This is a genomic window from Brevibacillus sp. JB24b, from assembly GCF_051713385.1.
Lineage (GTDB): Bacteria > Bacillota > Bacilli > Brevibacillales > Brevibacillaceae > Brevibacillus_B > Brevibacillus_B laterosporus.
In genome coordinates, this window is the sequence record NZ_JBNVQV010000001.1 from 1,555,930 (window position 1) to 1,579,390 (window position 23,461).

Annotated in this window: 23 protein-coding genes; 11 read left to right on the plus strand and 12 right to left on the minus strand. The window is 39.8% G+C overall.

What is annotated here, in order from left to right:
- Positions 1–29: 29 nt before the first annotated feature.
- Entirely contained in the window at positions 30–203 is a 174-nt protein-coding gene (locus ACQV1I_RS07585) for a hypothetical protein (protein WP_176452387.1), read from the minus strand.
- A gap of 17 nt (positions 204–220) precedes the next feature.
- Positions 221–1,387, minus strand: a complete 1,167-nt coding sequence (locus ACQV1I_RS07590; protein ID WP_094700308.1) for an MFS transporter — start codon at positions 1,385–1,387, stop codon at positions 221–223.
- Positions 1,388–1,542: 155 nt separating this feature from the next.
- Here ACQV1I_RS07590 and ACQV1I_RS07595 point away from each other — a divergent pair, with 155 nt between their 5' ends.
- Positions 1,543–2,301, plus strand: a complete 759-nt coding sequence (locus ACQV1I_RS07595) for a TrmB family transcriptional regulator (RefSeq protein ID WP_116333230.1) — start codon at positions 1,543–1,545, stop codon at positions 2,299–2,301.
- Between the two features lie 94 nt (positions 2,302–2,395).
- Here ACQV1I_RS07595 and ACQV1I_RS07600 read toward each other — a convergent pair whose 3' ends face one another.
- The 5 genes from ACQV1I_RS07600 to ACQV1I_RS07620 form a co-directional block, all read right to left on the minus strand.
- Positions 2,396–3,280 (minus strand): metal ABC transporter permease, encoded by an 885-nt coding sequence (locus ACQV1I_RS07600; RefSeq protein WP_018672919.1) that lies wholly within the window; start codon positions 3,278–3,280, stop codon positions 2,396–2,398.
- Positions 3,277–4,623 carry a metal ABC transporter permease gene (locus ACQV1I_RS07605; RefSeq protein WP_094700310.1) on the minus strand — a complete coding sequence of 449 codons (1,347 nt, stop codon included), beginning with the start codon at positions 4,621–4,623 and terminating at the stop codon, positions 3,277–3,279. Before ACQV1I_RS07605 ends, ACQV1I_RS07600 begins: the two co-directional genes overlap by 4 nt.
- A complete protein-coding gene (locus ACQV1I_RS07610; RefSeq protein ID WP_116333231.1) occupies positions 4,620–5,408 on the minus strand; it encodes a metal ABC transporter ATP-binding protein in 789 nt (262 codons plus the stop codon). Before ACQV1I_RS07610 ends, ACQV1I_RS07605 begins: the two co-directional genes overlap by 4 nt.
- 16 nt (positions 5,409–5,424) lie before the next feature.
- Positions 5,425–6,387, minus strand: a complete 963-nt coding sequence (locus ACQV1I_RS07615) for a metal ABC transporter solute-binding protein, Zn/Mn family (protein ID WP_116333232.1) — start codon at positions 6,385–6,387, stop codon at positions 5,425–5,427.
- A gap of 440 nt (positions 6,388–6,827) precedes the next feature.
- Positions 6,828–7,496, minus strand: coding sequence for a VOC family protein (locus ACQV1I_RS07620; protein ID WP_104033026.1), 669 nt, complete (start codon positions 7,494–7,496; stop codon positions 6,828–6,830).
- A gap of 243 nt (positions 7,497–7,739) precedes the next feature.
- Here ACQV1I_RS07620 and lepA point away from each other — a divergent pair, with 243 nt between their 5' ends.
- The 5 genes from lepA to ACQV1I_RS07645 all read left to right on the plus strand — a co-directional run bounded on the left by lepA (position 7,740) and on the right by ACQV1I_RS07645 (position 10,822).
- The gene (gene lepA / locus ACQV1I_RS07625; RefSeq protein WP_116333280.1) at positions 7,740–9,554 is read left to right on the plus strand and encodes a translation elongation factor 4; all 1,815 of its coding nucleotides are present in this window, start codon (positions 7,740–7,742) and stop codon (positions 9,552–9,554) included.
- A 265-nt stretch (positions 9,555–9,819) separates the two neighbouring features.
- Complete coding sequence (locus ACQV1I_RS07630) at positions 9,820–9,951, plus strand: phage holin family protein (RefSeq protein ID WP_438769142.1); 132 nt, start codon at positions 9,820–9,822, stop codon at positions 9,949–9,951.
- Entirely contained in the window at positions 9,944–10,084 is a 141-nt protein-coding gene (locus ACQV1I_RS07635; RefSeq protein ID WP_438769143.1) for a phage holin family protein, read from the plus strand. Before ACQV1I_RS07630 ends, ACQV1I_RS07635 begins: the two co-directional genes overlap by 8 nt.
- A 23-nt stretch (positions 10,085–10,107) precedes the next feature.
- A complete protein-coding gene (locus ACQV1I_RS07640; RefSeq protein ID WP_116333233.1) occupies positions 10,108–10,404 on the plus strand; it encodes a glycoside hydrolase family 25 protein in 297 nt (98 codons plus the stop codon).
- A 25-nt stretch (positions 10,405–10,429) separates the two neighbouring features.
- Positions 10,430–10,822 carry a GH25 family lysozyme gene (locus ACQV1I_RS07645; protein ID WP_268878059.1) on the plus strand — a complete coding sequence of 131 codons (393 nt, stop codon included), beginning with the start codon at positions 10,430–10,432 and terminating at the stop codon, positions 10,820–10,822.
- A gap of 422 nt (positions 10,823–11,244) precedes the next feature.
- Here ACQV1I_RS07645 and ACQV1I_RS07650 read toward each other — a convergent pair whose 3' ends face one another.
- The 3 genes from ACQV1I_RS07650 to ACQV1I_RS07660 all read right to left on the minus strand — a co-directional run bounded on the left by ACQV1I_RS07650 (position 11,245) and on the right by ACQV1I_RS07660 (position 13,952).
- Positions 11,245–11,931 (minus strand): hypothetical protein, encoded by a 687-nt coding sequence (locus ACQV1I_RS07650; protein ID WP_116333236.1) that lies wholly within the window; start codon positions 11,929–11,931, stop codon positions 11,245–11,247.
- 404 nt (positions 11,932–12,335) lie between these two features.
- Positions 12,336–12,509, minus strand: a complete 174-nt coding sequence (locus ACQV1I_RS07655; protein ID WP_116333237.1) for an aspartyl-phosphate phosphatase Spo0E family protein — start codon at positions 12,507–12,509, stop codon at positions 12,336–12,338.
- Positions 12,510–12,872: 363 nt separating this feature from the next.
- Positions 12,873–13,952 carry a tetratricopeptide repeat protein gene (locus tag ACQV1I_RS07660; RefSeq protein WP_236645693.1) on the minus strand — a complete coding sequence of 360 codons (1,080 nt, stop codon included), beginning with the start codon at positions 13,950–13,952 and terminating at the stop codon, positions 12,873–12,875.
- Between the two features lie 403 nt (positions 13,953–14,355).
- On the opposite strand from ACQV1I_RS07660, the gene ACQV1I_RS07665 reads away from it, so the two are divergent.
- Entirely contained in the window at positions 14,356–14,925 is a 570-nt protein-coding gene (locus ACQV1I_RS07665; protein WP_094700325.1) for a hypothetical protein, read from the plus strand.
- Positions 14,926–15,420: 495 nt separating this feature from the next.
- Positions 15,421–16,200 carry a 3-oxoacyl-ACP reductase FabG gene (gene fabG, locus ACQV1I_RS07670; protein WP_094700326.1) on the plus strand — a complete coding sequence of 260 codons (780 nt, stop codon included), beginning with the start codon at positions 15,421–15,423 and terminating at the stop codon, positions 16,198–16,200.
- A gap of 1,068 nt (positions 16,201–17,268) precedes the next feature.
- On the opposite strand, the gene ACQV1I_RS07675 is transcribed toward fabG, so the two are convergent.
- Positions 17,269–17,874 (minus strand): TetR/AcrR family transcriptional regulator, encoded by a 606-nt coding sequence (locus ACQV1I_RS07675; RefSeq protein ID WP_116333238.1) that lies wholly within the window; start codon positions 17,872–17,874, stop codon positions 17,269–17,271.
- A gap of 174 nt (positions 17,875–18,048) precedes the next feature.
- Here ACQV1I_RS07675 and ACQV1I_RS07680 point away from each other — a divergent pair, with 174 nt between their 5' ends.
- On the plus strand, positions 18,049–19,503 hold the full coding sequence (locus ACQV1I_RS07680) for an MDR family MFS transporter (protein WP_116333239.1): 1,455 nt from the start codon (positions 18,049–18,051) through the stop codon (positions 19,501–19,503).
- A gap of 89 nt (positions 19,504–19,592) precedes the next feature.
- Positions 19,593–19,841, plus strand: a complete 249-nt coding sequence (locus ACQV1I_RS07685; RefSeq protein ID WP_116333240.1) for a hypothetical protein — start codon at positions 19,593–19,595, stop codon at positions 19,839–19,841.
- Positions 19,842–20,195: 354 nt separating this feature from the next.
- On the opposite strand, the gene ACQV1I_RS07690 is transcribed toward ACQV1I_RS07685, so the two are convergent.
- A complete protein-coding gene (locus tag ACQV1I_RS07690) occupies positions 20,196–20,366 on the minus strand; it encodes a hypothetical protein (RefSeq protein ID WP_161555057.1) in 171 nt (56 codons plus the stop codon).
- A gap of 1,727 nt (positions 20,367–22,093) precedes the next feature.
- On the opposite strand from ACQV1I_RS07690, the gene hemW reads away from it, so the two are divergent.
- A complete protein-coding gene (hemW, locus tag ACQV1I_RS07695) occupies positions 22,094–23,239 on the plus strand; it encodes a radical SAM family heme chaperone HemW (RefSeq protein WP_116333241.1) in 1,146 nt (381 codons plus the stop codon).
- Positions 23,240–23,461: the final 222 nt, after the last annotated feature.

Consider the following 23,461-nt stretch of genomic DNA (forward strand, 5'->3'; position numbering starts at 1 on the left):
AGGGGGTATTTTAAATCTGCTACTAGTATTTAATCCTTTGTTTCAGAAAGATATTGTGTTATGGAGTGAATTACACTCTCAAAATAAGCCTTCTCATGAGGAACAAAATCGTCTTTGCCTACCTGACTATGAACCTCTGCACGTGAAGCTGAACCTACCTGATTGTGAGACTCATCAAAAATGGCAAGCAATTCTGTTTCCATTGTGTTTACCTCTTCTTCTATTGTCTAGATAACGATACTGTGACACGATTAGCTTTAGCCATTGAGAAGACAGCTGTTCCCAAAGCTAACATAACGATTAGCCCACCCACAGTAGCATTCCAATCAATGGATGCTCTCTCAATGACGATTCCACCAATAAAGGAGCCAAAAGCAATCCCAAAATGAAGAGCAGAATTGTTTAAGCTTTGTTGTATATCAGAAGATTCTGGAGCAGCTTCAATTAAATAGCTTTGTAATGCCGGGGTGATTGCCCAACTCAACATACTCCAGATAATCATCACTACTAAGAATAGCGGTAAAGCGAAGGTAGTGTAGGGAATCATAAAGATTGTCAAAGCAAAGATAGAAATAACAGATAGAATGGTGCGTTTTGTACCGAATCGATCAGCAAGAAAGCCACCAAAACCTCCGCCAAATACGGCAGCAATACCAAAAATGACATATACGATACTTACCCAATCCCCATCTAGTCCTAGCTTCATTTTTAAAAATGGAGTTAGATACGCATATAACGTTAAATGACCTGCTAAAAACAAAAACGACGTCAATTGAATAAAAAATACTTTACGATTTTTCAATGTACCTAACTGCTTCCAAATTGGACTGGAAGGTTTCGGTTCAATTCGATCCATGAAGAAATGCACACCAGTTAAAGAAAATATGGTCAATATAGAAATTAGTATAAAAGGAGCTCGCCAACCAAAAGCATTACCTATCATTAATCCAATGGGTACACCAAGCACAAGAGAAGCACTGATTCCCATAAATACGACTCCTATAGCACGAGCCCGGTATGGTATAGTCACGATGCTTGATGCGATTGTAACACATAAAACAACTAGCAGAGAACCACTTACAGCCGATATGATACGTGCAAGTAACAACATACTATAGGTTGGACTGATGACTGCTATTACGTTACCGATAAGAAATACTAATAAAGAAATCATGGTTAAACGTTTTCGTTCTACTCCTGAGGTTAATGTTAATAGAATAGGAGCTGAAATGGCAAATACAAGTGAAAACATTGTAATCAAAAATCCTGCTTTACCAAGACTCACCCCTAAATCAGTGGCTACTAAATCTAAAATACCACCTATAATCAATTCAACCATCCCTACAACAAAAGAGACAATTGTTAGCAAATAAACTCGTTTATTCATATTCTAACAACCTTTCTTTTTAAAAAGTTACCACTGCAATAGTAACTTTTTAAAAGAGAGAAAACAAGAGTAAATTTCATCATACAAAATAAACCAGAGAATGTGCTATGATGGTACTACTACCTACTAAATGGTTAAGTAAGGGGTCAAAGACTATGCTTCAACAATTCGGTTTTACACAATATGAAAGTCAGGTTTATCAAGCTCTTATAACAGTTGATCAGCCATTAGATGCAACAGGTATCGTCAAGGGATCGAATGTTCCGCGTTCAAAAGTATACGAAGTCCTTCATCGCTTGTCTGAAAAGGGAATGATCCTTGAATCGACAATCGAAAAAAAACGGTTATATACGGCTCTTCCCATTGAGTCTATCATTGAAAAACTAAAAGCTAATTTTGAAACGAATGTTCAAAAATTAAGAACCACACAAAAAAAAGAAGCACCTAAAGATGACAGGGTATGGACATTAAAAGATAATCATTCGATCCAAGCCTTGCTAAAGGATCTGCTACAGCAAGCCAAGCAATCGGTTTTTATTTCGGGATGGGCTGATGATTTGGCTTCTTTTCTCCCCATTTTAGAGCAAAAATATGCCGAGGGTATTACTGTTAATATTCATGTAATTGGTGAATTCTTAACTACGATTCCTACGGTATCTACGTTAATTCCTGATGTACAGCACGCAAGTTTAGAGAGAAGCCGTATCCTTATCGTAGATGAACAGGAATTACTTTTTGCAGGAATAGAAGAGAGTAAGTGGCAAGCTATCCGTACATGCTCGCGTCCCTTAGTGAAGTTCTTTACCGAGTTTTTCTATCATGATGTTGCTTTAACTGAAATAACACAAAAATATCGAGATACCGTGATGAAAGATCAGGCTATTCGGGATGTATTGTTAAATTTAAGGTATTAGTTGGAGAATTAGCCTCTGTTTTATAAATAAAAGCCTCTCTCTTAGATATTAAAGAGAGAGGCTTAGCTAGTTAGCGCTAAAAAAGGAAGAGCAACTATTCCTGCTCGGATACACGTAAGCTACGGCGGGCAAGTAGCTTAGAGATAAGACCATATCGTGGCGAAAATACAAAGGCTAGGGCGAATAATAGTCCTGCGATTACTGTCATAGCGCCAGCGATAGAGCTATCCAACCAAGTTGCCAATGCATAACCGAGTGCAGAGCATAGAACTCCGATCAGCATGCTTAACCCCAGCATGACAGGTAGACGGTCTGTCAGCAGGTAGGCGGTTGCTCCGGGCACAACAAGCATGGCTACAACCAAGATGGCACCAACGCTTTCAAAAGAGGCGACAGTGGCCATGGAGACAAGTCCCATTAAGAGATAGTGGAACAAGGCGACCGGAATACCAATAGCTGCTGCCATTGCAGGATCGAATGTGCAGAGCTTAAATTGTTTGTAAAACAGAGAGATAACCAACAGGCTGACTAAAAAGACGATTCCAATTCCCCAGATTGCTCTTGGACCCAGCTCCAAATCACCAATCGTTAGCGTATCCCATGGTACATATGCGATTTCTCCATATAGTACACAATCCAAATCTAGATCGACTTGCGAACTAAACAGGGAGATTATAACCACCCCAATGGAAAAGAGAGCGGTAAATGTTACCCCGATAGCCGCATCTGATTTAACACCACTGTTACGAAAAAGTTGAATCAAAAAGACAGTCAGAAGGCCAAATGACCCCGCACCGATTAGCATAGGTAACGTTTCTCGACTACTGGTAATAAGAAATGCTAGGGCAATACCAGGCAGAATAGCATGACTTATCGCATCACCTAGCATAGCCATTCGTCTTAAAATAAGAAAACAACCCAGGAAGCCGCATGTCGCGGCTACCAATGATCCAGTTAAAATAATCCAAAAACTGTTCATACGGGAACGCCTCCCTGCTCCGATTTTTTTCTGGAAGTAGGGGGGGACATATGTCCGAGAAGTAAAGGTGTCATGTCATAGTGTTCTAACTCTGCTACCATTTGTTGCAATTGTGGTTTGGTTAATTGAGTTACAATTAACTCTTCATTCTGATCAACACTATAACCTTGATACTTTTGTTCATTCATTAGGAATAAATCCCAGAGGCGCTGATCTAAAATGAGATCGTGTGCTTTTTCTACACCTGTTTTAGTAAATGTCCAATGCTCCCGGCGACTTTCGTTAAAGGCAACCCAACCCTTTTTTTGTAAGCTAGATAAGGCTTTGATTACAGTAGCGTGTGCTTTTCCACTTTTTTGACTGACCCGCTCCACAGGTATATACACATTATGGGATATTCGCCGTTGTTTAATCTCCTGTTCCATACATTCATATAGAGAGCGCAAGACATCTTGCTGCAAAACTTGATTCCGCAAACGTAAAAATCGAATTAGTTTAAACAATACGCCACGACTTGGAGAAAAGATGAGTGAAAACAAGAATAAAGTTGTAGCACCCAGCACGATAATAGGACCAGTCGGTAAATTTTGAACCTGTGTGCTAAGTAATGTTCCAAAAGCTCCGCTCAATGCCCCGAATACACCGGAGAGTATAACCATTGACCCAAGTTTATTAGTCCAATAGCGGGCTGTAACTGCTGGGGTAATCAGCATGGCTGCCATTAAGACAACTCCTACCGCTTGCAGACCAATTACGACAGACATCAGTAACATGACCATTAATAGTCCGTCTAGCATCCCCATTGGCAATCCCAATCCACGACCAAATCCTGCGTCAAAGGAAAGTAATTTAAATTCTTTAAACAATAAGCTTGTTAACAAAATTAAAATAGCGCCTACAACAACCATTGTATTGACATCGTTACCTACTAAAGAGGCAGCTTGACCAAACAAGAATTTATCCAGACCGCTTTGATTACCACTGGAGCTATGCTGGATATAAGTAAGTAATACGATTCCGATTCCGAAGAATACGGACAATATAATCGCAAGGGCAGTATCTTCTTTAATCCGTGAGTGACGCGAAATCATGCTGATAAAGTAAGTAGCAACTAGCCCGGATAGGCCTGCACCAAGTAAAAATAAGCCAACTGATTTTGAGCCAGTAAGTAAAAAGACTAGGCAAACACCTGGTAATGCTGCATGAGCTAGAGCATCACCCATCAATGAACGACCGCGGAGAAAGGCAAAGCAACCGAGTACTCCGCTACTGATTCCAAGTAGAATGCAACCGGCTAGCACCCATTGCGTGTTGGGATCTTGCAAAGCCTGCCACCAACTCATTTTGACCCCTCCTGCTTGGACCTGTCTGTGGAAAGGGCCAGCCGATCACCTAAGATTTGTAAGCGGCCTCCGTAGGTTTTTTGTAAATTCTCTGTAGTGAAGGTATCTTCTGTTGGACCATTTACGATCATTCGTTTATTAATCATGATAATCCAGTCAAAATATTCGATAACAGTTTGAAGATCGTGGTGAACGACCAAAACGGTTTTATTCTGTTCCTTTAATTCATTCAAAAGGAGAATGATTGCTTTCTCAGTAGCAGCATCAACACCTGCGAAGGGTTCATCCATGAAATAGATTTGAGCCTCCTGGGCTAAAGCACGCGCTAGGAAGACACGCTGCTGTTGTCCACCCGAAAGCTGACTGATTTGACGATCGGCAAAATCAGCCATACCTACTTTACGTAGGCATTCCATTGCCCATTCCTTGTCTGTTTTACCAGGTCTACGGAACCAGCCAAGTCGTCCATAACGCCCCATTAGGACAACATCAAGAGCATCTGTGGGAAAATCCCAGTCTACGGTTTCACGTTGAGGGACATAGCCTACTAGCTTGCGTTGCTCGCGATAGGGTTTTCCATAGATGTGGACTTCGCCAGAGGCAGCAGGGATGAGCCCTTGAATGGCTTTGATAAACGTTGATTTCCCTGCACCATTGGGTCCAATAATTCCGATTAATTTGCCTTCAGGAATGGTAAGTGTGACATTGCGAAGGACTGGTTTTTTCTGATAGGCAACCGTCAAATCACTGACGGAGAGTGGTTCGTATGATGTAACGGGATTCATATAGGACCCTCCTTTTTTATTTGAGAGCAGAGACAATTGTATCTATATTATGCTTTACCATACCGATGTAGTTCCCCTCAGGTGTGCCAGGCGTTCCCATTGCATCAGAGAATAATTCGCCGCCGATGACAACGTTGTGTTTTTTTGCAGAAGCACCTTCAACTACAGCTTCAATCGAACGCTTTGGAACCGAGGATTCCACAAAAACAGCCTTTATTTTTCGATCAACAAGGGTAGTTACTAAGTTCTGAACGTCTTTTAATCCATATTCAGAAGCTGTACTAATCCCTTGTAAGCCTACAACTTCAATATCATATGCCTTACCAAAATAAGCAAAAGCATCATGAGCAGTTACTAGAACACGTTGCTCTTTCGGAACAGTGGCAACCTGTTCTTTGGCATAATCGTGTAATTCTTGCAATTGTTTTAAATAGTTTGTTGCATTTGTCTGATACATATCTTTATGTAGGGTATCGATTTCAGATAACGAGTCACGAACCTGTTCTACAGCTTTCATCCACAGGGATACATCGAACCAAACGTGTGGATCTGGCTGATCCGGTGACTCAGGATCTGCATGTAATAATTCTTTAGGGATTTGTTTCGTGACCGCAATTACAGGTTTCTTCTTGCTCATTTGTTCGAATATATCGACCATTTTACCTTCGAGATGAAGACCGGAATAAAAGACGATGTCGGCATCTTCAATTCGTTTGATATCTCCTTGAGATGCTTTGTATAAATGGGGGTCTACACCAGCACCCATTAATTGAGTAACCTCTACTTGATCTCCACCGACCTTTGCCACGATATCTGCAACCATACCAGTAGTGGTGGTGATTTTCCATGTTCCTTCGTGTTGGGCTTGCTGTTTATCACCGCTAGTCACTTGTTGTCCGCAGCCTGTCAGCATAAGTGACAAAGCTAAGACAGAAGTACTAAGGAATGAAAACCAAAGTGATTTTTTCAATAGTTGCATAGTTGTCCTCCTACAAGTTTTTTATCTTTATGCTAAAAAGTTTCCTGAGGTCAACTTTATCACAAATATTTGCCCTTGCGCAACAATTTTACCATATGCTACCTTGGCGGAATTGGTGCCTGACCATGTGTTCACACAGAGATGGGGATGCCTAAACTCTTTTAGACTCAGTGCATATCAAGTTCTGCGAGTCAGATTGGAAGCAGGTAAACATAAGCATACGAAACTTGTCTGTAAACAATAATAAATAGGTAGTTTGAACGATAAAGTAGTCGTGTACAGGGAGAGAAGGTGTGCCTGAAGTATTTCTGTGGCATAAAAAAACTCGGCTGGCACCGAGTCTGTATAAAATGTAAATGAAATAGCAAATTTGTTATGGTCTACAAAAGAGGTAAGAAGTTTGTGCCAAACCAAAATGGTACATACCTAGAGTAAGAGTCTTACACGTATTTGGTATTATCCAGGAGCAGTCCTTTAGGTTCAAAATAACTAAAGCCGTAAGAATCTGCTGATTCAAAGCGTAAGGATGCATTTGCAAGCGGGAGGAAACCTGTTTTCATGTCCAGATATTGTCCCATGGTTGCTGAAAATCCAACTAATTTTTCCAACAAATGAACATCAGCTACCAATGATGCTGTACGGATGATAGCTGCTTGAGGATATCCAGGTCGAGGTGTTGTTGGTTTTTCATATTGAACAAACCAAGGCAGATGTTCATATGTACCAAGCATACGCATCATCATCTGTTCCCCTGAAGGAAGAGCAATTTGCTGCGTGCCGGAAAAATGTATGGGATAGCCTTCTTGGTGTAAGATGTTTTCTACGTGATTAATATCATCGGTTTCTAAGACTAACGTATAATAACCTTCTTGGTGTTTTTGAATAAAGGCTTGTAGCGCCAGACCAGATTCTGACTCTGGCACACGGGATTCATCTTCTATGTAAGCAACCTCTAGAAACCCCCCGCCAGCTAGCGGATAGAGACGTGTAGCAATCCCAGGGAAGGATTGGCCAGTAGCAATACAGGTATAGCCTCGCTCCTGTGTTACTATTCGGTTAATTTCATCGGGGCGATTTGTTGCATAAATCAAGCGGTCTAACAAAAACATAGTATCTCTCCTTCGTGAACGATTCACAGTCAACCAATATCTGTGTACTTTATAAAAGTGGGGACACTGTTGCTTTCAATGTATCACAAGTTCATGAGAAGAGGGAGCGCAGAAAAGAAATAGGTGCGTTTATCAATAGCCATTTCTTGCTCAAATACTAGCTTTTTGCTATTATTAATCTTAGTGTATTTTTTAGCGGATACGAATGAGCAGATCATTCTATCCGTGGGAGGGAACGAAGAAATGGATCGTCTGGAAAGGCAGAAAAAAATTCGCAATTTCTCTATCATCGCCCATATTGACCATGGGAAATCTACCCTGGCAGACCGTATTCTTGAACTGACGGGAGCTTTGACTGCTCGTGAGATGGAAGCGCAGTTTCTTGATACAATGGATTTGGAAAGAGAGCGTGGCATTACGATTAAATTAAACGCTGTTCGCCTGAATTACAAAGCAGACGATGGCGAGGAGTATATTCTTCACTTAATCGATACACCAGGACACGTCGACTTCACTTATGAAGTATCACGTAGTTTGGCGGCTTGTGAAGGAGCGCTGTTAGTCGTGGATGCAGCGCAAGGTATTGAAGCACAGACTTTAGCAAACGTATATCTGGCGCTTGATAACAATCTGGAAATCATTCCAATCATTAATAAGATTGATTTGCCAAGTGCGGAACCAGATCGTGTTAAACAAGAAGTAGAGGACGTCATCGGTCTTGATACGAGCGACGCAGTTCTTACTTCAGCAAAATCAGGAATTGGTATTAAAGATGTGCTGGAAGCTGTCGTGCAAAAAGTGCCAGCTCCAACAGGGGACCCTGAGGCTCCATTGCAAGCACTAATTTTTGACTCTTATTTTGATGCGTATCGAGGTGTTATTGCTTCCGTGCGTATCGTCAATGGTACCTTGAAAAAAGGTATGAAAATTAAGATGATGGCAACCAACAAGACGTTTGAGGTTACGGAAGTAGGTACTTCTATGCCTCGTCAGACTCCAGTGGATGAATTAACGGTTGGAGATGTAGGCTACGTAGCCGCTGCTATTAAGACCGTTGGGGATACTAGAGTCGGTGATACGATTACAGATGCAATTCGTCCAGCTACGGAAGCTTTGCCTGGCTATCGTAAAATTAATTCCATGGTATTCTGTGGACTTTATCCAATTGATACCAGTGATTACAATGATCTACGTGATGCTCTTGATAAATTGCAACTTAATGATGCTTCCCTGCAATTTGAACCAGAAACATCGCAAGCGCTTGGTTTCGGTTTCCGTTGCGGATTCCTAGGACTTTTGCACATGGAAATCATTCAGGAGCGTATTGAACGTGAATTCAATATTGATCTGATTACGACAGCGCCAAGCGTAATTTATCGTATTACGCAAACCGATGGTGAGGTTATTGAAATTGATAACCCGTCTAAAATGCCTGAAGTACAAAAGATCGAGCAAATTGAGGAGCCATATGTAACATCCACGGTCATGGTACCAAAAGATTATGTTGGGGATGTTATGCAGCTCTGCCAAGGCAAGCGTGGTGATTTCCTTGATATGCAATATTTAGGTGAAAATCGTGTTCAATTGAAATATGATATGCCACTGTCTGAAATCGTATATGATTTCTTTGATATGTTAAAATCAGGCACGAAAGGATACGCTTCCTTTGATTACGAAATGGCGGGCTATAAACCATCCAAGCTAGTGAGAATGGATATTCTCCTAAACGGTGAGATCGTCGATGCCCTATCCTTTATCGTACACAAGGATACCGCTTATCCGCGTGGTAAAGTGATTTGTGAGAAGCTAAGAAAGTTAATTCCTCGCCAGCAGTTTGAGGTACCAATTCAAGCAGCTATCGGTCAAAAGATCGTAGCACGTGAAACGATTAGCGCAATGCGCAAGAATGTATTAGCGAAATGTTACGGGGGAGACATTTCCCGTAAACGGAAGCTATTAGAGAAGCAAAAAGAAGGTAAAAAGCGCATGAAAGCGGTAGGTTCCGTAGAAGTGCCACAAGAAGCGTTCATGGCAGTTCTACGCATGGATGATAAGTAATAGCTGATAAATAAAAGGGTTTTTCGATTTGTGTTACTAGAAAAATTCGCTCTTCCCCCATCCTATAGCCAGCGGATTGGTAAAAGGGTGGGGGATTATTTAACCTCATTCATGAGGTTGTTCGAATATGTCCACTCCTTGTTGCCGAGTACCGAGCTTTATGAGTAGAAATGTAAAACGTCTTTCTCATCCGAGAGAGGCGTTTTTTAGTTCCAAAAATAAAGGGGGCCACGGCTCCCTATCTTAATTTGAAAGGGATAGATACATGGAAACCTTACTCAAGGTTCTATCAGCCGTAGGAGGTGCGGCAGTTACGTTTCTTTTTGGTGGATGGTCTTATTTACTCACTGTATTAATTTTTTTTGTAGGTATTGACTACGCAAGCGGATATGGCTAATGAACTGCTGTCCATTTTAGAGAACGCTGGACGTAGCGGCTTACCAGTACCAGACGTGGTTAAACGAGCTGTAGAGGTTCTAAAAGATAAAGGAGAGGGCAAGCAAAAAATGAAATCAATATCAAGGGAATAGACGTGTCTAAATGGTAAGGGGAAATCAATTGGAATCAAGTTGCATCTGACGGCGTGAAGTACGCTTTTATTAAGGCAACAGAAGGGACAAGCCTAGTTGATAAGAAACTGAAAGAAAACGCCCAGGGAGCCTATAAAGCTGGAATCAAGGTGGGGTATTATCATTTTGCCCACCCTGATTTATCTGCCCAGGCACAAGCGGAGCATTTTGTGAAAGCGGTCAAAGGGCTACCGTGTGATATGCCGCTAGTGCTTGATATTGAGACGGACAAAGGGTTAACAACCTGCACAGATTACAACGTTTTGCCTTGGGTTTCTTAACCATGTTAAAGAAAACACAGGAAAAATGCCTATGATCTATACAGGAGCTTATTTTGCTAAACGTTACCTTGGTAAAGCTCTCGCTAGCTATCCATTATGGGTAGCTCATTACAATACAAACCAACCTATGCTAAACCCTACATGGAGCCGATGGGCGGTATTCCAGTATTCCGATTGTGGGAAAGTGGCTGGTATTAAAGGCAATGTAGATATGAACTGTATGGAAAAAGATTTTTGGAATGCAATGATGAAGGGGGAAACAACTGTGGATAGAATGCTAGCAGATGAAATTATTCTGGTATTGAAAACACAATGGAAAGTAAGTAACGCAATGGGGATGAAGGAACAAGCGGAATACATTGGGGAGCTTGCCGAGCGGGTAAGGATTGCTAGTGGGCAGGAGCCGCAGAATAAGTAATTTATGTTATAAGAAAAAAGAATAAATAATAGCTAATACCAACAAAACGTCCGAATTCTCAAATTCGGACGTTTGATAATCAGGAACAAATTATTTCAAGTTATTATTTTTTAATCCTCTTATAATTTGCTGGAGGTTCAATAATATCACCAGAATATAAACGATAGGTATAAAAATAGAGTTAAGTCCACTATAGTTGTTGTAGAAATAGTTGCCTAAGATAATACTCAGAATAATAATGTTGAGTATATAGATTTTAACTGACGATTTTTTTGGATTTTTTCTATTTGTAAAAAATAAAGAAACTAACAGTATTGCAATAACTAAAAACAATCCAATATTCATTGCGGTTACATTCATTCCAAACAACCCTCCTAATAATGAAGTATAGCCGCAAATATGCGGCTTTTAAATACAGTTAATTAACGCCCGTAAATATTAGTTGTCAATCCATCCCAACCAAAATCACAATAGACACCTTTTTTGGTCTTGTTTCTATCTATCTTCTTAGCTATGCTACTAGCGCGTTTGCTAAGTAATTGAGTAGTAAGAGAGAGGAGCTTCGAATAGTATATTTCGGGAACCATAATTAAAGCAATGGAGTAAAAATCATATGCTTCTTCGGCATCCTCTAGTGATTGCTGAAAGTTATCAGCTTGTTTTTTATTAAAAACATAATGAGTACCCCACCAAAAATATTCAAAATCCTCATATGCGTCTTCGGAAGCTTTTATTTTCGCTTTGTTAGCGTTTTTAATAATCTGATCATCTTCATCAACTTTAATGATCCCATCTTTAATAAGTTGATTAATTTTTTCGTTGGATTTTACAAAGAATTCATATTCTTCTTCACCCAGTAGCTCTTTTAACTCAGGTTTTAGGTGATAAAAACCATCCTCATCCAAAAATACATTCTCTCTAACAGTTTTCAAATTTTTAGTAACGATTGAAAGAGCTTCAGTATCTACCTCTAATGTTTGAAATTTCAAACCTTGTTCATTAACGTAGGTTGTAGCATCTTCTTGTGCAAAAACTGCTGATGGAGTGAGAGAAGTTGCTAAAAATCCTGTTAAGCATAGAGCAGTTACAAGTTTGCATGTTTTTTTCATTTTAATTCCTCTCTTTACATCATATTGTATTTACCTTATTTTTACAAATGAATTTTCTGTAGGGATAATCAAATCCCTTTTATTTCCCCTTATCCTCTGGCTTTTAAAGCATTAGAGTTGTAGTAGCGATATCCGAGTAGCATCTTTTTAGCCAGCATCGCCTATACCTGATCGAAACGTAAATCGTATCTGATGGTGGTTCCTGATCATAAGCAATGTCTAATATTGATTCCTTTTCGTTTTCTTTAGAGATTTCATTTTCAACTAAAGGAAATGAATTGTCTCATATTAACATGTTGTAAACCTACTAGGAGGTCTTTAGTAAATAGCTGAAAAACGGCTTTTTAATTATTCCCCCTACTGGGTTTCGTAAGTTTCCCGTACAGCTTATTTATATCGACCAACTAGCGTCTAAGCTTCTGAAAGATAACAATGTACTCATCTAGTTGTTGGCTCATCTGCAATACTTCTGGATGTAAAAAGGAACCTTTTTTGAAATACCGATGCTCTAACTCTTTACGGAGGATTTCTATAAGCTTCAGTAAATTATTTTCTAGTTGAGAATTTTCTGTTTTCATATTCTGTAAATGAGTGGTAGAATATCCTTGAGTAACTTTTTTTGTTGCTCAAGGTGGGGGCGTTCCCGTAAGTTTAGCGGCGGAGGGAACGCCTCTTTGTATTATTAAAAGGCACAAACTAATTCTAAACACCTCCTTTTTCCTCCTGTGTATTATTTTACCATAAGTTGCATGACCTACCTGAAAACGTCAGATATGAAACGTTCGCTATATTTCGACAAAATAGCACAAAAAAAAGAACACTGTCAGCAGTGTTCTTTAAGCCTTAGAAGTTAATGACCAGGATTATCAGTATATACCTTGATACTACTGTAGACTACATGATTTTCTGAGTTACTGGAAATTGCGACAGCGAAAAGAGAGCTAAATAATACCAGTGAAGCAGTCATCAGTACAGTTAGACGTTTCTTCATTTTTGTCTCCCCTTCCATCACCATTATTTACTATATTATACACTTCTTTCATCTTTTTCAAAAGACCCAAATTCATTTCTTTGCCTTGTTCACAATGATGGGTATGAATATCTTCGGCACATTCAACGATATCATTTAGAGCATTTATTTTACTGAAATAATTCATACCTTGAAGATAGGATTCCATCCCCTCATCAAACAAGCCACGATCTACAAGAAACGCACCTTTATTCTTGAAATATTTCCCCAGTTCGGATAAGTGATAAACATTATTAAAGTCAAACGAAAAATTTTTCTCCTCTCGTTCTACAATCTCCTGAACCGAATCTACATCATTGATACTGAGTAGTGCCTCTACTAGCTGATTAACTCTGTGCAAACGATTGTTGTCTTTTTCTTCTTCCACACATTCTCTCAGTAATGGAACTGCTTCCTGATATTGTCCAGTTTTTGCGAGAATAATTGCACGCAAATACTTTACTCGCTTCAAGATAAATTGATAGCCTAATTGTTCATAAATTTGAAGATGTTTTTTCATTTCTTCAAATTTATTTGTATAGAAATAGGAATTACAAATCGCTAGAGCAACTCTTTCTTTCAGCTCATTGTTTGTTGCGTCTTTGGCATGACCTATTTTACCTAACTCTACACATTTGTCGTACTTTTTAATATTATGTGCGTGAAGTGCCATTCTATAGTAGAGAGTGATTTTTTCTTCTTGGGAAAGAAAATCGACATAATGCAGACACTCTTCTCCAACTTTGAACGACTCCTCCAGATGTTTTAGGTCTTCTCTCTCGATAATGTATTTTTGATATAACCCTTTAGCTATGTATTGCGAGACTCCGTGTGTTCTAGAGTATTTAATAATGACATTGTAAAGGGTTAACCTCACGTTTTTATTCCCAAAAGTTCCGGCTATTTCAAATAGATTCTCTAATGATTCATAGGTATCTTTTTTGGAGCTTTCAAGGAACTTTACCGCCACTTTCTCCATTAAAGAGAGGTTAGAAACTTCAGCGACTTCCATTAAAAACTCATTTAAAATTAGGAAGTAAGTGATTTGTTCTAAAAAAGTCTAAACACGGAATCTAATTTTTTAGGTTCGATACAGAGTTTAATTAATTTACTCGATAGTTCATATTGGATAACCTTACATTTACATGACAAATTTGTAAGAATTCTATTGACCAATACCTTGGGGAGCTTGCTGATCGGGTAAGGATTACAAGTGGGCAGGAGCCGCAGAATAAATAAACCCATTCTATTAAGTAAGAACTCCGTCTAAAGATATAGAAGGGCTTTTAAAAAGTGTTGGATAATTACTCATTTTAAATCTTCACGTATTACCGATATTTAATAGGTAACTTTTTATTGAGTTAACTCGTCATACTCCGAGTGAAATAGCAAATTAGAAAAAGGGGATAACAATCATGAACAAAACAACATGGATTCCGGTGGTACTTCTAGTAGCCGCATTAGCATCTGCCTGTGGGAATAATCAAAAGTCAACAGATGTCCCAGCAACAGCGACACAAGAGCAAGCTAAACCAGAATCACAACAAACGGCTACTTCTACCTCTTCAGATGAGAAAGTAGTACAGACTCTATCTGCTCCGCAAGAAATAATTGTTTACAAACAAGGGTCTAAACAAATAGTAAAACCTGAGGATGAAATATTTAAAACAATATTTACGTTGACAAACAAACGTTTAGTCAATCCAGGATATGTAATGCGTTTTGATGAAAGTAATGAAGCGGTTGCCAAGACTGTTAAGGAAGGTCTTGCTGTGGAATTCAAATATGAACAATCAAGTAAAAATACTGTTCCTGCATTCGTAGGCACAGAAAACAAACAGGAGATTAATGCAAAAAGTATCCTATTTATAGTGGAAGGAGAGAATAAGAATCTCATGTTTTATTCAGAGGACGGTAAAAACTACGGAACAGCTCCAATTGAATATCCAGAGGCCCCAGAATTAAACGAGCTGTTAAAAAAATAGTAGAAGGATCAGAGAGAGGTCGATTTCCTGTAGCATAAGGGAAATCGGCTTTTTACTTTTCTGGATAGTAAAAAATCAGTTCCATGAAGGCAGGCTAAATATCTTGGGGAGCTTGCCGATCGGGTAAGGGTTGCAAGTGGACAGGTGATATTATCCCCTTTTAGTAGACAGTAAGAAGCAAGACACCTTACTGTATTAACTAGGAGGGGAATTTCTATAGGGAAATTAAAAAAACATATTCAAAGGATTTTAAGTTAAAAGCCGTACGGCTTTATTTGAGCGGTGAACAAGGGTACAAAACACTTACAAGGGATCTCGGCATTAGTGACCCAAACCTTATTTTAAGTCAAATCCGTGGTACAGTGCAGTTCCTTCGCTAGATGAAAAAAGGCTGCTCAGTAAATTGCCTCCACGTTTGGATTTGTAGTACGATGATAAGGAATCCAAGCAATGGGAAAATGTAACTTATATAACAGAGGATAGGAGTGCTGCTACATGCTGACGCCACTGAAGGATAAGACGGTCGTAGTGACCGGAGCCAGCAAAGGAATCGGCAAAGGAATTGCGAGAACCTTCGCCGCACAGGGGGCGAAAGTCGCGGTCGTCGCACGCAGCCTGACGAAAGCGGAGGAAACCGCGGTGGAAATCCGGAAGAACGGAGGCATTGCTCATGCCTTCCAGGGCAATGTCGCCGATTTGGAGTCGATGAAGTGCGTTGCGAGCGAGACGGCCGGTACTTTTGGGGGGATCGACGTGCTGTGCGCCAATGCCGGTATTTTTCCGAATGCGCCGATCGAGGAGATGACCGGCGAGCATTGGGATCAGGTGATGAACACGAATGCTCGCGGGACTCTGTTTTCCCTTCAAGCCTGCCTGCCCTTTCTGAAGAAGGCGGAATACGGTCGGATCATTGTTACCTCTTCGATTACGGGGCCGGCCACGGGCTATGCCGGATGGTCGCACTACGGCGCAAGCAAAGCCGCTCAGCTTGGATTCATGCGCAGTGCGGCGCTCGAGCTTGCGCGTTACAGCATTACCATTAACGCCGTCATGCCCGGCAACATAATGACGGAAGGCTTGGATGGCCTTGGAGATCATTATCTGCAGGCGATGACGGCGTCCATCCCGCTCAAGCGGCTCGGAAGCGTTGAAGATATCGCTTACGCCGCTCTTTTTTTGGCTTCGAAGGAGGCAGGTTATATTACGGGCCAAACCATCATCGTTGATGGCGGTCAGATTATTCCAGAGAGTCTGGAAGCGATGGGGCAAACCTGATTCGATTACGATAGGACACCATATCGATACCCCGAGTATCCTATATTACCGGAGATGCCTTGCAAAGCCTTGAAAAATTAGTTGGGGAAAATCCGATAGAATACCGAACTCAGGTAGCCTAGATGGGGCTTGTTTAAAGTTGTCTACTTGACAGGGGTAAGATCAAAAATAAGCTACACTATCATTGTTCTTTTCAGCTTCCTCAACAATTTTTTAAGATTTCTTCTTGAGTTGCTAACCACATGTCTAATTTATCTTTATCCATAATTATTTTTTTAAAACTTCCATTATAATAGTCTCTTTTGTTTAATTGATTTATTTATTTATTAAAACACTGCCACCCTGTAGCCACCCTTATTGGTGGCAAAACGTAGATTTGACATGATGAACTAGAATACATTATGATATCCCAGTGCTTATAAAACCTTGTTATATCAATGATTACAGAATAAAACAGAATACAACAAGATACAGGTCGTTATTCATTATCGATAAGATAATATTAAACTACCCTGTCAGTTAGTTGAATAATTTGCCGTCAAATTAACACCTTATTTGCATGGAGCAACAACCATTTCAACTAATGCGGAAACCCTCCCTCGGACAATAAATCCTGGGAGGGCTTTTTTATTTGAACAGCTTCTTAATCAGCGAGAAGATATCAAACGTTTTTCGCTGGCAACTTTGTTGGTTCCTCAGCCATCACCAGCAGCGGGGCATTTTCATCCTCCCGGCTAAACCATCTGCTGCTTTATTATCGCTGTAATCTTTTTTAAAGCTCGATTTAGTTATTCCAAGCGTTAAAGGTTTTTACTATCTTTTGCCTTTCCATAGTGTTCTGATTTTCTGTATATGAAAGAAATAGCACCCAGAACTTCGTTTTTCCACTAAGTGGGTAGCCGAGCCTACGCAAATGAACAGGAGGTATTGCGGAAGTTCAAAAAATGGGATTCGAATTGTAAAAGAGAAAGCAGGCAAGGGAGAACTATTCGTGATCTGGACACACCGTGGAAGTATGGATCTTCCCTGGATTTAGGGAGACTCTGAGAGCTTTATGTGGGATTGGATTTAGAAATTAAAATTCAGGTGCGCCGATCCGAGGCGTGAGATTTGTGAGAATAATATGGTCAATTCTGTTGGTGACAGGTCGAGATCTCGCTGTATCCAGAAGTGAATGGTTCCCACATAGGCAGAGGCAAGGTAGGCAAATAAATATTGCTGTTTGACGGGGATCCCACTCAAGTTTTCGGTTTTGAAATAGCGATATGAACCATGAAACTGCTCACGTATTAATTGGGTCAATCGAGATCCGAAGGACGTGTCTCCATTTGGTCTCATGAATACCTGAAAGAATCGTTTGTGTTCAACCACGTATTCAAAGGGGCGAACATAGCCATAAGGTGGCGGGGCAGCAAAAGGCTCTTGCCGATCGATTTCGTGACCAAGCTTTTTAATTATTGAATAAAAGCCTTCCAGTATTTCGTTCTTAAATTGTTCAACAAAATCTTGTATATCCTGATAATGCAAATAAAAGGTGCCCCTGTTCAAACCAGCTCTATCGGTCAGTTCTTTTACGGTAATGTTGTCTATACCGTTTTCTAACGCCAGATCAAGAAACACTTCGCGTAACAGTTGACGAGTCCTGAGAATTCGGCGATCAATTCTATTTGTCATATTATTTTCCTCCAAAATTTCAGTAACTTACTGATCATTCTTCTAGTTGCCGTTGATTAATGAACACAAGGATAGCGGATGAACATTGGATATCCGAGTCAATCAATTATAATTTTATTATCAATGTTAATCAACACCGTGTTCATTATTTCAATATGAATTGGAGAGGGGTACATGTTTAAAAGAGACGCATCTGCTGCAACTTCAAATATGAATACTGTAGTTACGTTAAATCGTAAATCGTTTATTTATGCCATAATTGCAATTATTCCTGGCATGATGATGGTTATGCTCAATAGTACAGCGATGAATGTAGCTATTCCAAGCCTGACACAGGATTTTCAGGTTTCATTTGAGACATTACAGTGGGTTATCAACGGCTATATGTTGGCGATGGCAGCTACCGTTCCAATCTCAGGGTGGTTTTCTGACAGAATTGGCGCAGGCCGGGCTTATTTAATGACGATTATGTTATTTATCTTTGGTTCACTGCTATGCTCGATGGCACAAAATTCGGAACAGCTTATCGCTTTCCGTATCATTCAGGGACTGGGTGGGGGGGTGATCCAGCCGATTGGCATGGCAATGATTTATAGGCTGGCGCCTCCAGACAAAAAAGGACAGATTATGGGGATGATTGGTATACCTATGCTGATTGCACCAGCAACAGGGCCGATTTTATCCGGTTGGTTTCTTGAGGCTATGGGTTGGCAATGGATCTTTCTGATCAATCTTCCGATCGGAACGCTGGCTGTTTGGCTTGGCTTGCGCCATCTGTGTAAACATGTACATCTTCAAAAAACTCACAATAAACAGCAGCCGTTTGATCGACTTGGGGCTATGTTTGCACCAACAGCTTTTGTACTTCTTGCTTTGAGTATAAATCAGCATAGTTCCAATAAGTGGGGATCCATTATGATGGGGGGGACAGGAACTTTATTGCTGATTTGGTTGTGTATCCATGAGCTCCGTCATGAAAATCCCATTCTAGAATTAAGGGCATTTCGTGCCTATCGCTTTCGCAGGGGCATGATTGTCAGTACAATTCAATATGCAGCTCTAAATGGGTCGCTAGTATTTATTCCGATATTTTTGCAAAAATATCGTTCTTACAGCCCTTTCGATGCGGGAATAATTATGAGCATGCTTGCTATAACCTCTGGTTTGCTGATGCCAGTAGGTGGGAAAATATACGACCGTTTCGGGATCCGGCCATTAGCTTGCTCTGGTATGGGAATGATTGCTGTGGCTTTATTACTACTTTCCCGGATAAGTGACATAACACATTATCTACAAATTGCAGGAATAGTTGGTTTGCTTGGGATTGGAATGGGATTATGCATGATGTCATTAAACACATATATTCTACAATCAGCTCCGGCTTCGATGATCAGTAGAATCACACCTTTAACTGCAGCAGGAGCTAATCTAATCATACCGGTGGCGATTGCCTGCTTGAGTAACTTTCAAGCAATGCGTACCTTTAGTCATACAGTAAATGAATATAAGGATAATCCGGTTGCTGCTGAAATGGCTGCTTATTCTGACACCTTTTTACTGACAGCATGCATTGCTTTAGGCGGAGCATTTGTCAGTCTGCTGTTGAAGCCACCTCAAGATCCTACCTAGCGAGTCACCATTATGACCATTAGGGATGGAAACATTATGAACCGATTGAAAAATGAGAAATAAAGCGAAGTTGGGGTGTTGAATGAAAAATGGAAAAAGAAACAAAAGCAGATATGATTCTTTCTGGCAATGCAGTTTTTACATTCCTAGAGGATGAGCCCAAACCAGCCTCCATTGTGATCGTCGCAAGTAGAATTGTAGCGGTAGGTTCGCCACAAGAAATGAAGGCATTCATCGGTCCCGAAACAAAAATATATCAATTTGATGATCAGTTAATAATTGGTAACAGCTCCTTTTTTGAATTATTTATGAAAGAAAAGCATAAAGGTAGGACATAGAAAACATTGTTCTTTAGATCATTTTGTTAATCCCATGCAGTTTTTGAAGTGAATATATTGGCAGGTATAGAACAAGAGGTAAGCTACGAATAAAAGTACAATAAGATGATATTGGACATTACTAAGAAGACTGGACAAAAAAGCAGCACCCTTGAAATAATCTCAAAGGGTGCTACTTGTACCATAAGGCATTTATTTTACAACCATAACTGGGCACAGTATTTTTTCACTACTTTACAACTAATACTGCCTAACTTAAATTATGTAAAGAATTTAGTCCACGGCTTCCGATAATAAATAGGCCCATTTTTTCATTGTTTCATATACAAATGACAGAGTCAGGGCATTAAGAATCTATTCACCTTCTAATAAAAAATTATTTTCCTGTTTTTGGTTTACCTCGTCTCGCATCTTTTCAGTCTTTAAAACTTGATTCATTATCTGACTTCTTGTAATTTCTTCGCTACTTAGTTTAACTCGGCCAGGTAAGGATGTACTTCCTGATGAATCTGACGTTTTTTTCATAGAACCTCCATGTGACTTTTAAGGTTATTCTTATACAATCTGAGTTCATTTATGCTATTCATTCTTACACATTTAATCTATGAAGATTAGTTATGTGTAGAAAGAGGAAGCCCCGGCCCGTTGCCGAGGCTATTGTTTTGACCATATTCTGACCATATTTATATCGGAATCTAACCTAAAACATCCGAATTAAAATGCGAGACTTCCTATTTAAAAGGGGGTAATCCCAGCTAATGTAACTGATTATTTAAGAAGAGAAAAAAGACAACCCGTCTCCACATTAAGCGGAAGCGGGTTCTTCATTTTCACTCCTAAATAAGAAACTTCCTATATAATATGCAAAGAATACATCCACTCGATTCCTAGCCACCGAACATCCACCGCTTTTGGTGGATGAAAGTCATGTTTGACTCGATACAGCAAAATACACTATGATATTCAAGTCATCATAAATGCTTGCTGTATCAACGTTTACAAACGCTTCAACGATTCGATGTGATACAATAAAATAACCAAGGGTTATAAGAAGCATTCATGGCTGTTCTACGCATGGATGATAAGTAATAGCTGATAAATAAAGGGTTTTTACGATTTGTGTTACTAGCAAAAGTCCACATCTCCCATCCTATAGTCACCGAGTTGGTAAAAGGGTGGGGGATTATTGTTGCCGAGTCGGATCTTTATAAGTAGAAATGAAAAAAGCGTCTTTCTCATCTGAGAGAGGCGTTTTTTTGTATCCAAAAATAAAAGGGTATACGGCGTTCGGAAGAGGGATGGTATAGGGAAATAACTAAATTATGGCGGGGGATCGGGGGAGACTTGTTGGCTTGTTGTTTGATGGCATTGGACGGTATCTCAGTATTTAGGTTGTGGGACAGGAGCCACAGAACAAATAGATAAAAGTAAACAGTTAGTAGGAAACAAGAAAACGTCCGAATACGAAGGAGATTCGGACGTTTCTACTTAATGATTTTTCAGTTAAGATTAAAAGAGGCTATTTCTTTATATTAGTGGTACAATTAACACGAATAACATTTTTGTTATTCATGATGGGGGCGTTCCGATTAGTTTAGCGACTGGGGGAACGTCTCTTTGAAGTATAAACATACTATTTTTTAATCCCTCCTTTCTTCCTCCTAATGTATTACTTTACTGTATGTCCTATAAATTTCTGTTGTTCAAAAAATGGGATACGATCGACAAATTATGACAAAATAAAAAGAATGCTATTTAGCGCTCTAAAGGGTTTGTGAAGAACGAAGTTATATCAGCCTTGTGGATTATCAACATATGCTTTTTACGCTACTGTAGACTACATGATTCTCTGAGTTATTATAATTAGCTACAGTGAATAGCGTAAAATATTAATGAAACAGTTGTGATAATGGTTAAATATTTCGTCACTACTTACTCCTCTATAAAACACTCCTTTGTTCGTTGATTTCTTACATCTCCTACCGTGTAGCCACCATACTTAGTGAATGACGGCGAGTTGACGTGATAGATAAGAATACATTATGATGTTCTAGCACCCATACAACATTGCTCTGTCAATGTTTGTAGAGAAAACAGATTACAGTTAGATACAGGTAAATACTCTATGTCAATAAGAAGCATTCATGGCAGTTCTACGCATGGATGATAAGTAAGAGTCGTGACCTGACACCGTTCTGGCTGTCAGGTCTTCTCGTTGTTAGGTGAAAATTTGAAAACAAGGAGGGGTTGAGATGGCCCCAAATGCTGTATATATCCACATCCCTTTTTGTACAAATAAATGTTATTATTGTGATTTCAATTCTTTTGTTACCAATAATCCTCAATTGGTCTGGGATTACTTAGAAGCTTTACGCCGGGAAATGGCATTAACGTTCCAGCAAAATCCTCCTGAGAAGATAAACACAATCTTTGTTGGTGGAGGTACCCCAACATATTTAGATCAGGAGCAAATGTCGTTATTTTTGCATATGGTTAATGAGCATCTTGCTCCATATTTTAGTGATGATTTGGAATGGACCATGGAAGCAAATCCGGGCACTACTGATCTTGAAAAATTAAAGCTAATGAGATCATCTGGAGTAAATCGAATTAGTTTTGGCGTACAATCGTTCCAAAGTGATTTATTAAAACGTATTGGTCGCATTCATGATGTGGATGAGGTCTATCAAAGTGTCAATAATGCGGTTCAAGCTGGATTTGACAATATCTCGATTGATTTAATGTTTGGCTTACCAGATCAGACGATGGAGATGTTTGCTCAAAGCTTGCAAAAAGCGATGGAGCTACCAATCACACACTTATCTTCCTACGGTTTAAAGGTAGAGGAGAATACTCTATTTCATACTTTGTATCAAAAGGATCAATTACCACTGCCTACAGAAGATGCAGAGCTAGAGATGTATCTTCTTTTAATAGAAACACTGGAGAAGAATGGGATGTCCATGTACGAGATTAGTAATTTTGCTAAGTCGGGTAAACAGAGCAGACATAATAAGACGTATTGGTTGAATCAGGATTATTATGGTATTGGAGCTGGAGCACATGGATATGTAAACGGCAGAAGACATGTCAATGCAGGACCACTAGCAGTTTACACACGTATGGCTATGGAAGGCTCGCCACGTGTAGAGGAATTTGAGGTAACGCAGAAGGAAGCAATGGAAGAGCAGATGATTCTGGGCCTACGTTTGCGTGAAGGGGTAGACATGGATAGTTTTGCAAAGCGTTTTGGTCGAACCGTTCAAGAAGAGTTCGGGGAGCCATTACAGCAGGAACTTCAAAAAGGAATGCTAGAAATCGTAGATCATCATGTACGTCTTACGTCAAAAGGCTTACCTCTTGGCAACGAAGTATTTGCTGCTTTTTTACGAGTGTAGTTGGTAGAGCATGTGAATGAACTAGGAATAAGAGGCTCGGTCTCGATAAGTAAAAAATCAGCTCAAGAAGCACTTTTATGCGGAGAAATCCGAAAAAAGTGTTTTTTTTCTCCTATTTTTTTGCATTTTTAACAGGAGAGAAGTTGACAAATCAGCTGTCACTTGATAAGTTAATAGTATCCGTTAGCACTCGCTTGATCTGAGTGCTAACAAAACCGGACC

Bases quoted from the DNA above. Each gene is read 5' to 3' on its own strand.
- ACQV1I_RS07595 (WP_116333230.1), top strand. From the start codon at position 1,543: ATGCTTCAACAATTCGGTTTTACACAATATGAAAGTCAGGTTTATCAA.
- ACQV1I_RS07655 (WP_116333237.1), bottom strand. From the start codon at position 12,509: ATGAAAACAGAAAATTCTCAACTAGAAAATAATTTACTGAAGCTTATA.
- ACQV1I_RS07605 (WP_094700310.1), bottom strand. From the start codon at position 4,623: ATGAGTTGGTGGCAGGCTTTGCAAGATCCCAACACGCAATGGGTGCTA.
- ACQV1I_RS07645 (WP_268878059.1), top strand. From the start codon at position 10,430: ATGCCTATGATCTATACAGGAGCTTATTTTGCTAAACGTTACCTTGGT.
- ACQV1I_RS07650 (WP_116333236.1), bottom strand. From the start codon at position 11,931: ATGAAAAAAACATGCAAACTTGTAACTGCTCTATGCTTAACAGGATTT.
- fabG (WP_094700326.1), top strand. From the start codon at position 15,421: ATGCTGACGCCACTGAAGGATAAGACGGTCGTAGTGACCGGAGCCAGC.
- hemW (WP_116333241.1), top strand. From the start codon at position 22,094: ATGGCCCCAAATGCTGTATATATCCACATCCCTTTTTGTACAAATAAA.
- ACQV1I_RS07620 (WP_104033026.1), bottom strand. From the start codon at position 7,496: ATGTTTTTGTTAGACCGCTTGATTTATGCAACAAATCGCCCCGATGAA.
- ACQV1I_RS07665 (WP_094700325.1), top strand. From the start codon at position 14,356: ATGAACAAAACAACATGGATTCCGGTGGTACTTCTAGTAGCCGCATTA.
- ACQV1I_RS07590 (WP_094700308.1), bottom strand. From the start codon at position 1,387: ATGAATAAACGAGTTTATTTGCTAACAATTGTCTCTTTTGTTGTAGGG.
- ACQV1I_RS07610 (WP_116333231.1), bottom strand. From the start codon at position 5,408: ATGAATCCCGTTACATCATACGAACCACTCTCCGTCAGTGATTTGACG.
- lepA (WP_116333280.1), top strand. From the start codon at position 7,740: ATGGATCGTCTGGAAAGGCAGAAAAAAATTCGCAATTTCTCTATCATC.
- ACQV1I_RS07630 (WP_438769142.1), top strand. From the start codon at position 9,820: ATGGAAACCTTACTCAAGGTTCTATCAGCCGTAGGAGGTGCGGCAGTT.
- ACQV1I_RS07675 (WP_116333238.1), bottom strand. From the start codon at position 17,874: ATGACAAATAGAATTGATCGCCGAATTCTCAGGACTCGTCAACTGTTA.
- ACQV1I_RS07635 (WP_438769143.1), top strand. From the start codon at position 9,944: ATGGCTAATGAACTGCTGTCCATTTTAGAGAACGCTGGACGTAGCGGC.
- ACQV1I_RS07660 (WP_236645693.1), bottom strand. From the start codon at position 13,952: ATGGAAGTCGCTGAAGTTTCTAACCTCTCTTTAATGGAGAAAGTGGCG.
- ACQV1I_RS07690 (WP_161555057.1), bottom strand. From the start codon at position 20,366: ATGAAAAAAACGTCAGATTCATCAGGAAGTACATCCTTACCTGGCCGA.
- ACQV1I_RS07680 (WP_116333239.1), top strand. From the start codon at position 18,049: ATGTTTAAAAGAGACGCATCTGCTGCAACTTCAAATATGAATACTGTA.
- ACQV1I_RS07685 (WP_116333240.1), top strand. From the start codon at position 19,593: ATGGAAAAAGAAACAAAAGCAGATATGATTCTTTCTGGCAATGCAGTT.
- ACQV1I_RS07600 (WP_018672919.1), bottom strand. From the start codon at position 3,280: ATGAACAGTTTTTGGATTATTTTAACTGGATCATTGGTAGCCGCGACA.
- ACQV1I_RS07615 (WP_116333232.1), bottom strand. From the start codon at position 6,387: ATGCAACTATTGAAAAAATCACTTTGGTTTTCATTCCTTAGTACTTCT.
- ACQV1I_RS07585 (WP_176452387.1), bottom strand. From the start codon at position 203: ATGGAAACAGAATTGCTTGCCATTTTTGATGAGTCTCACAATCAGGTA.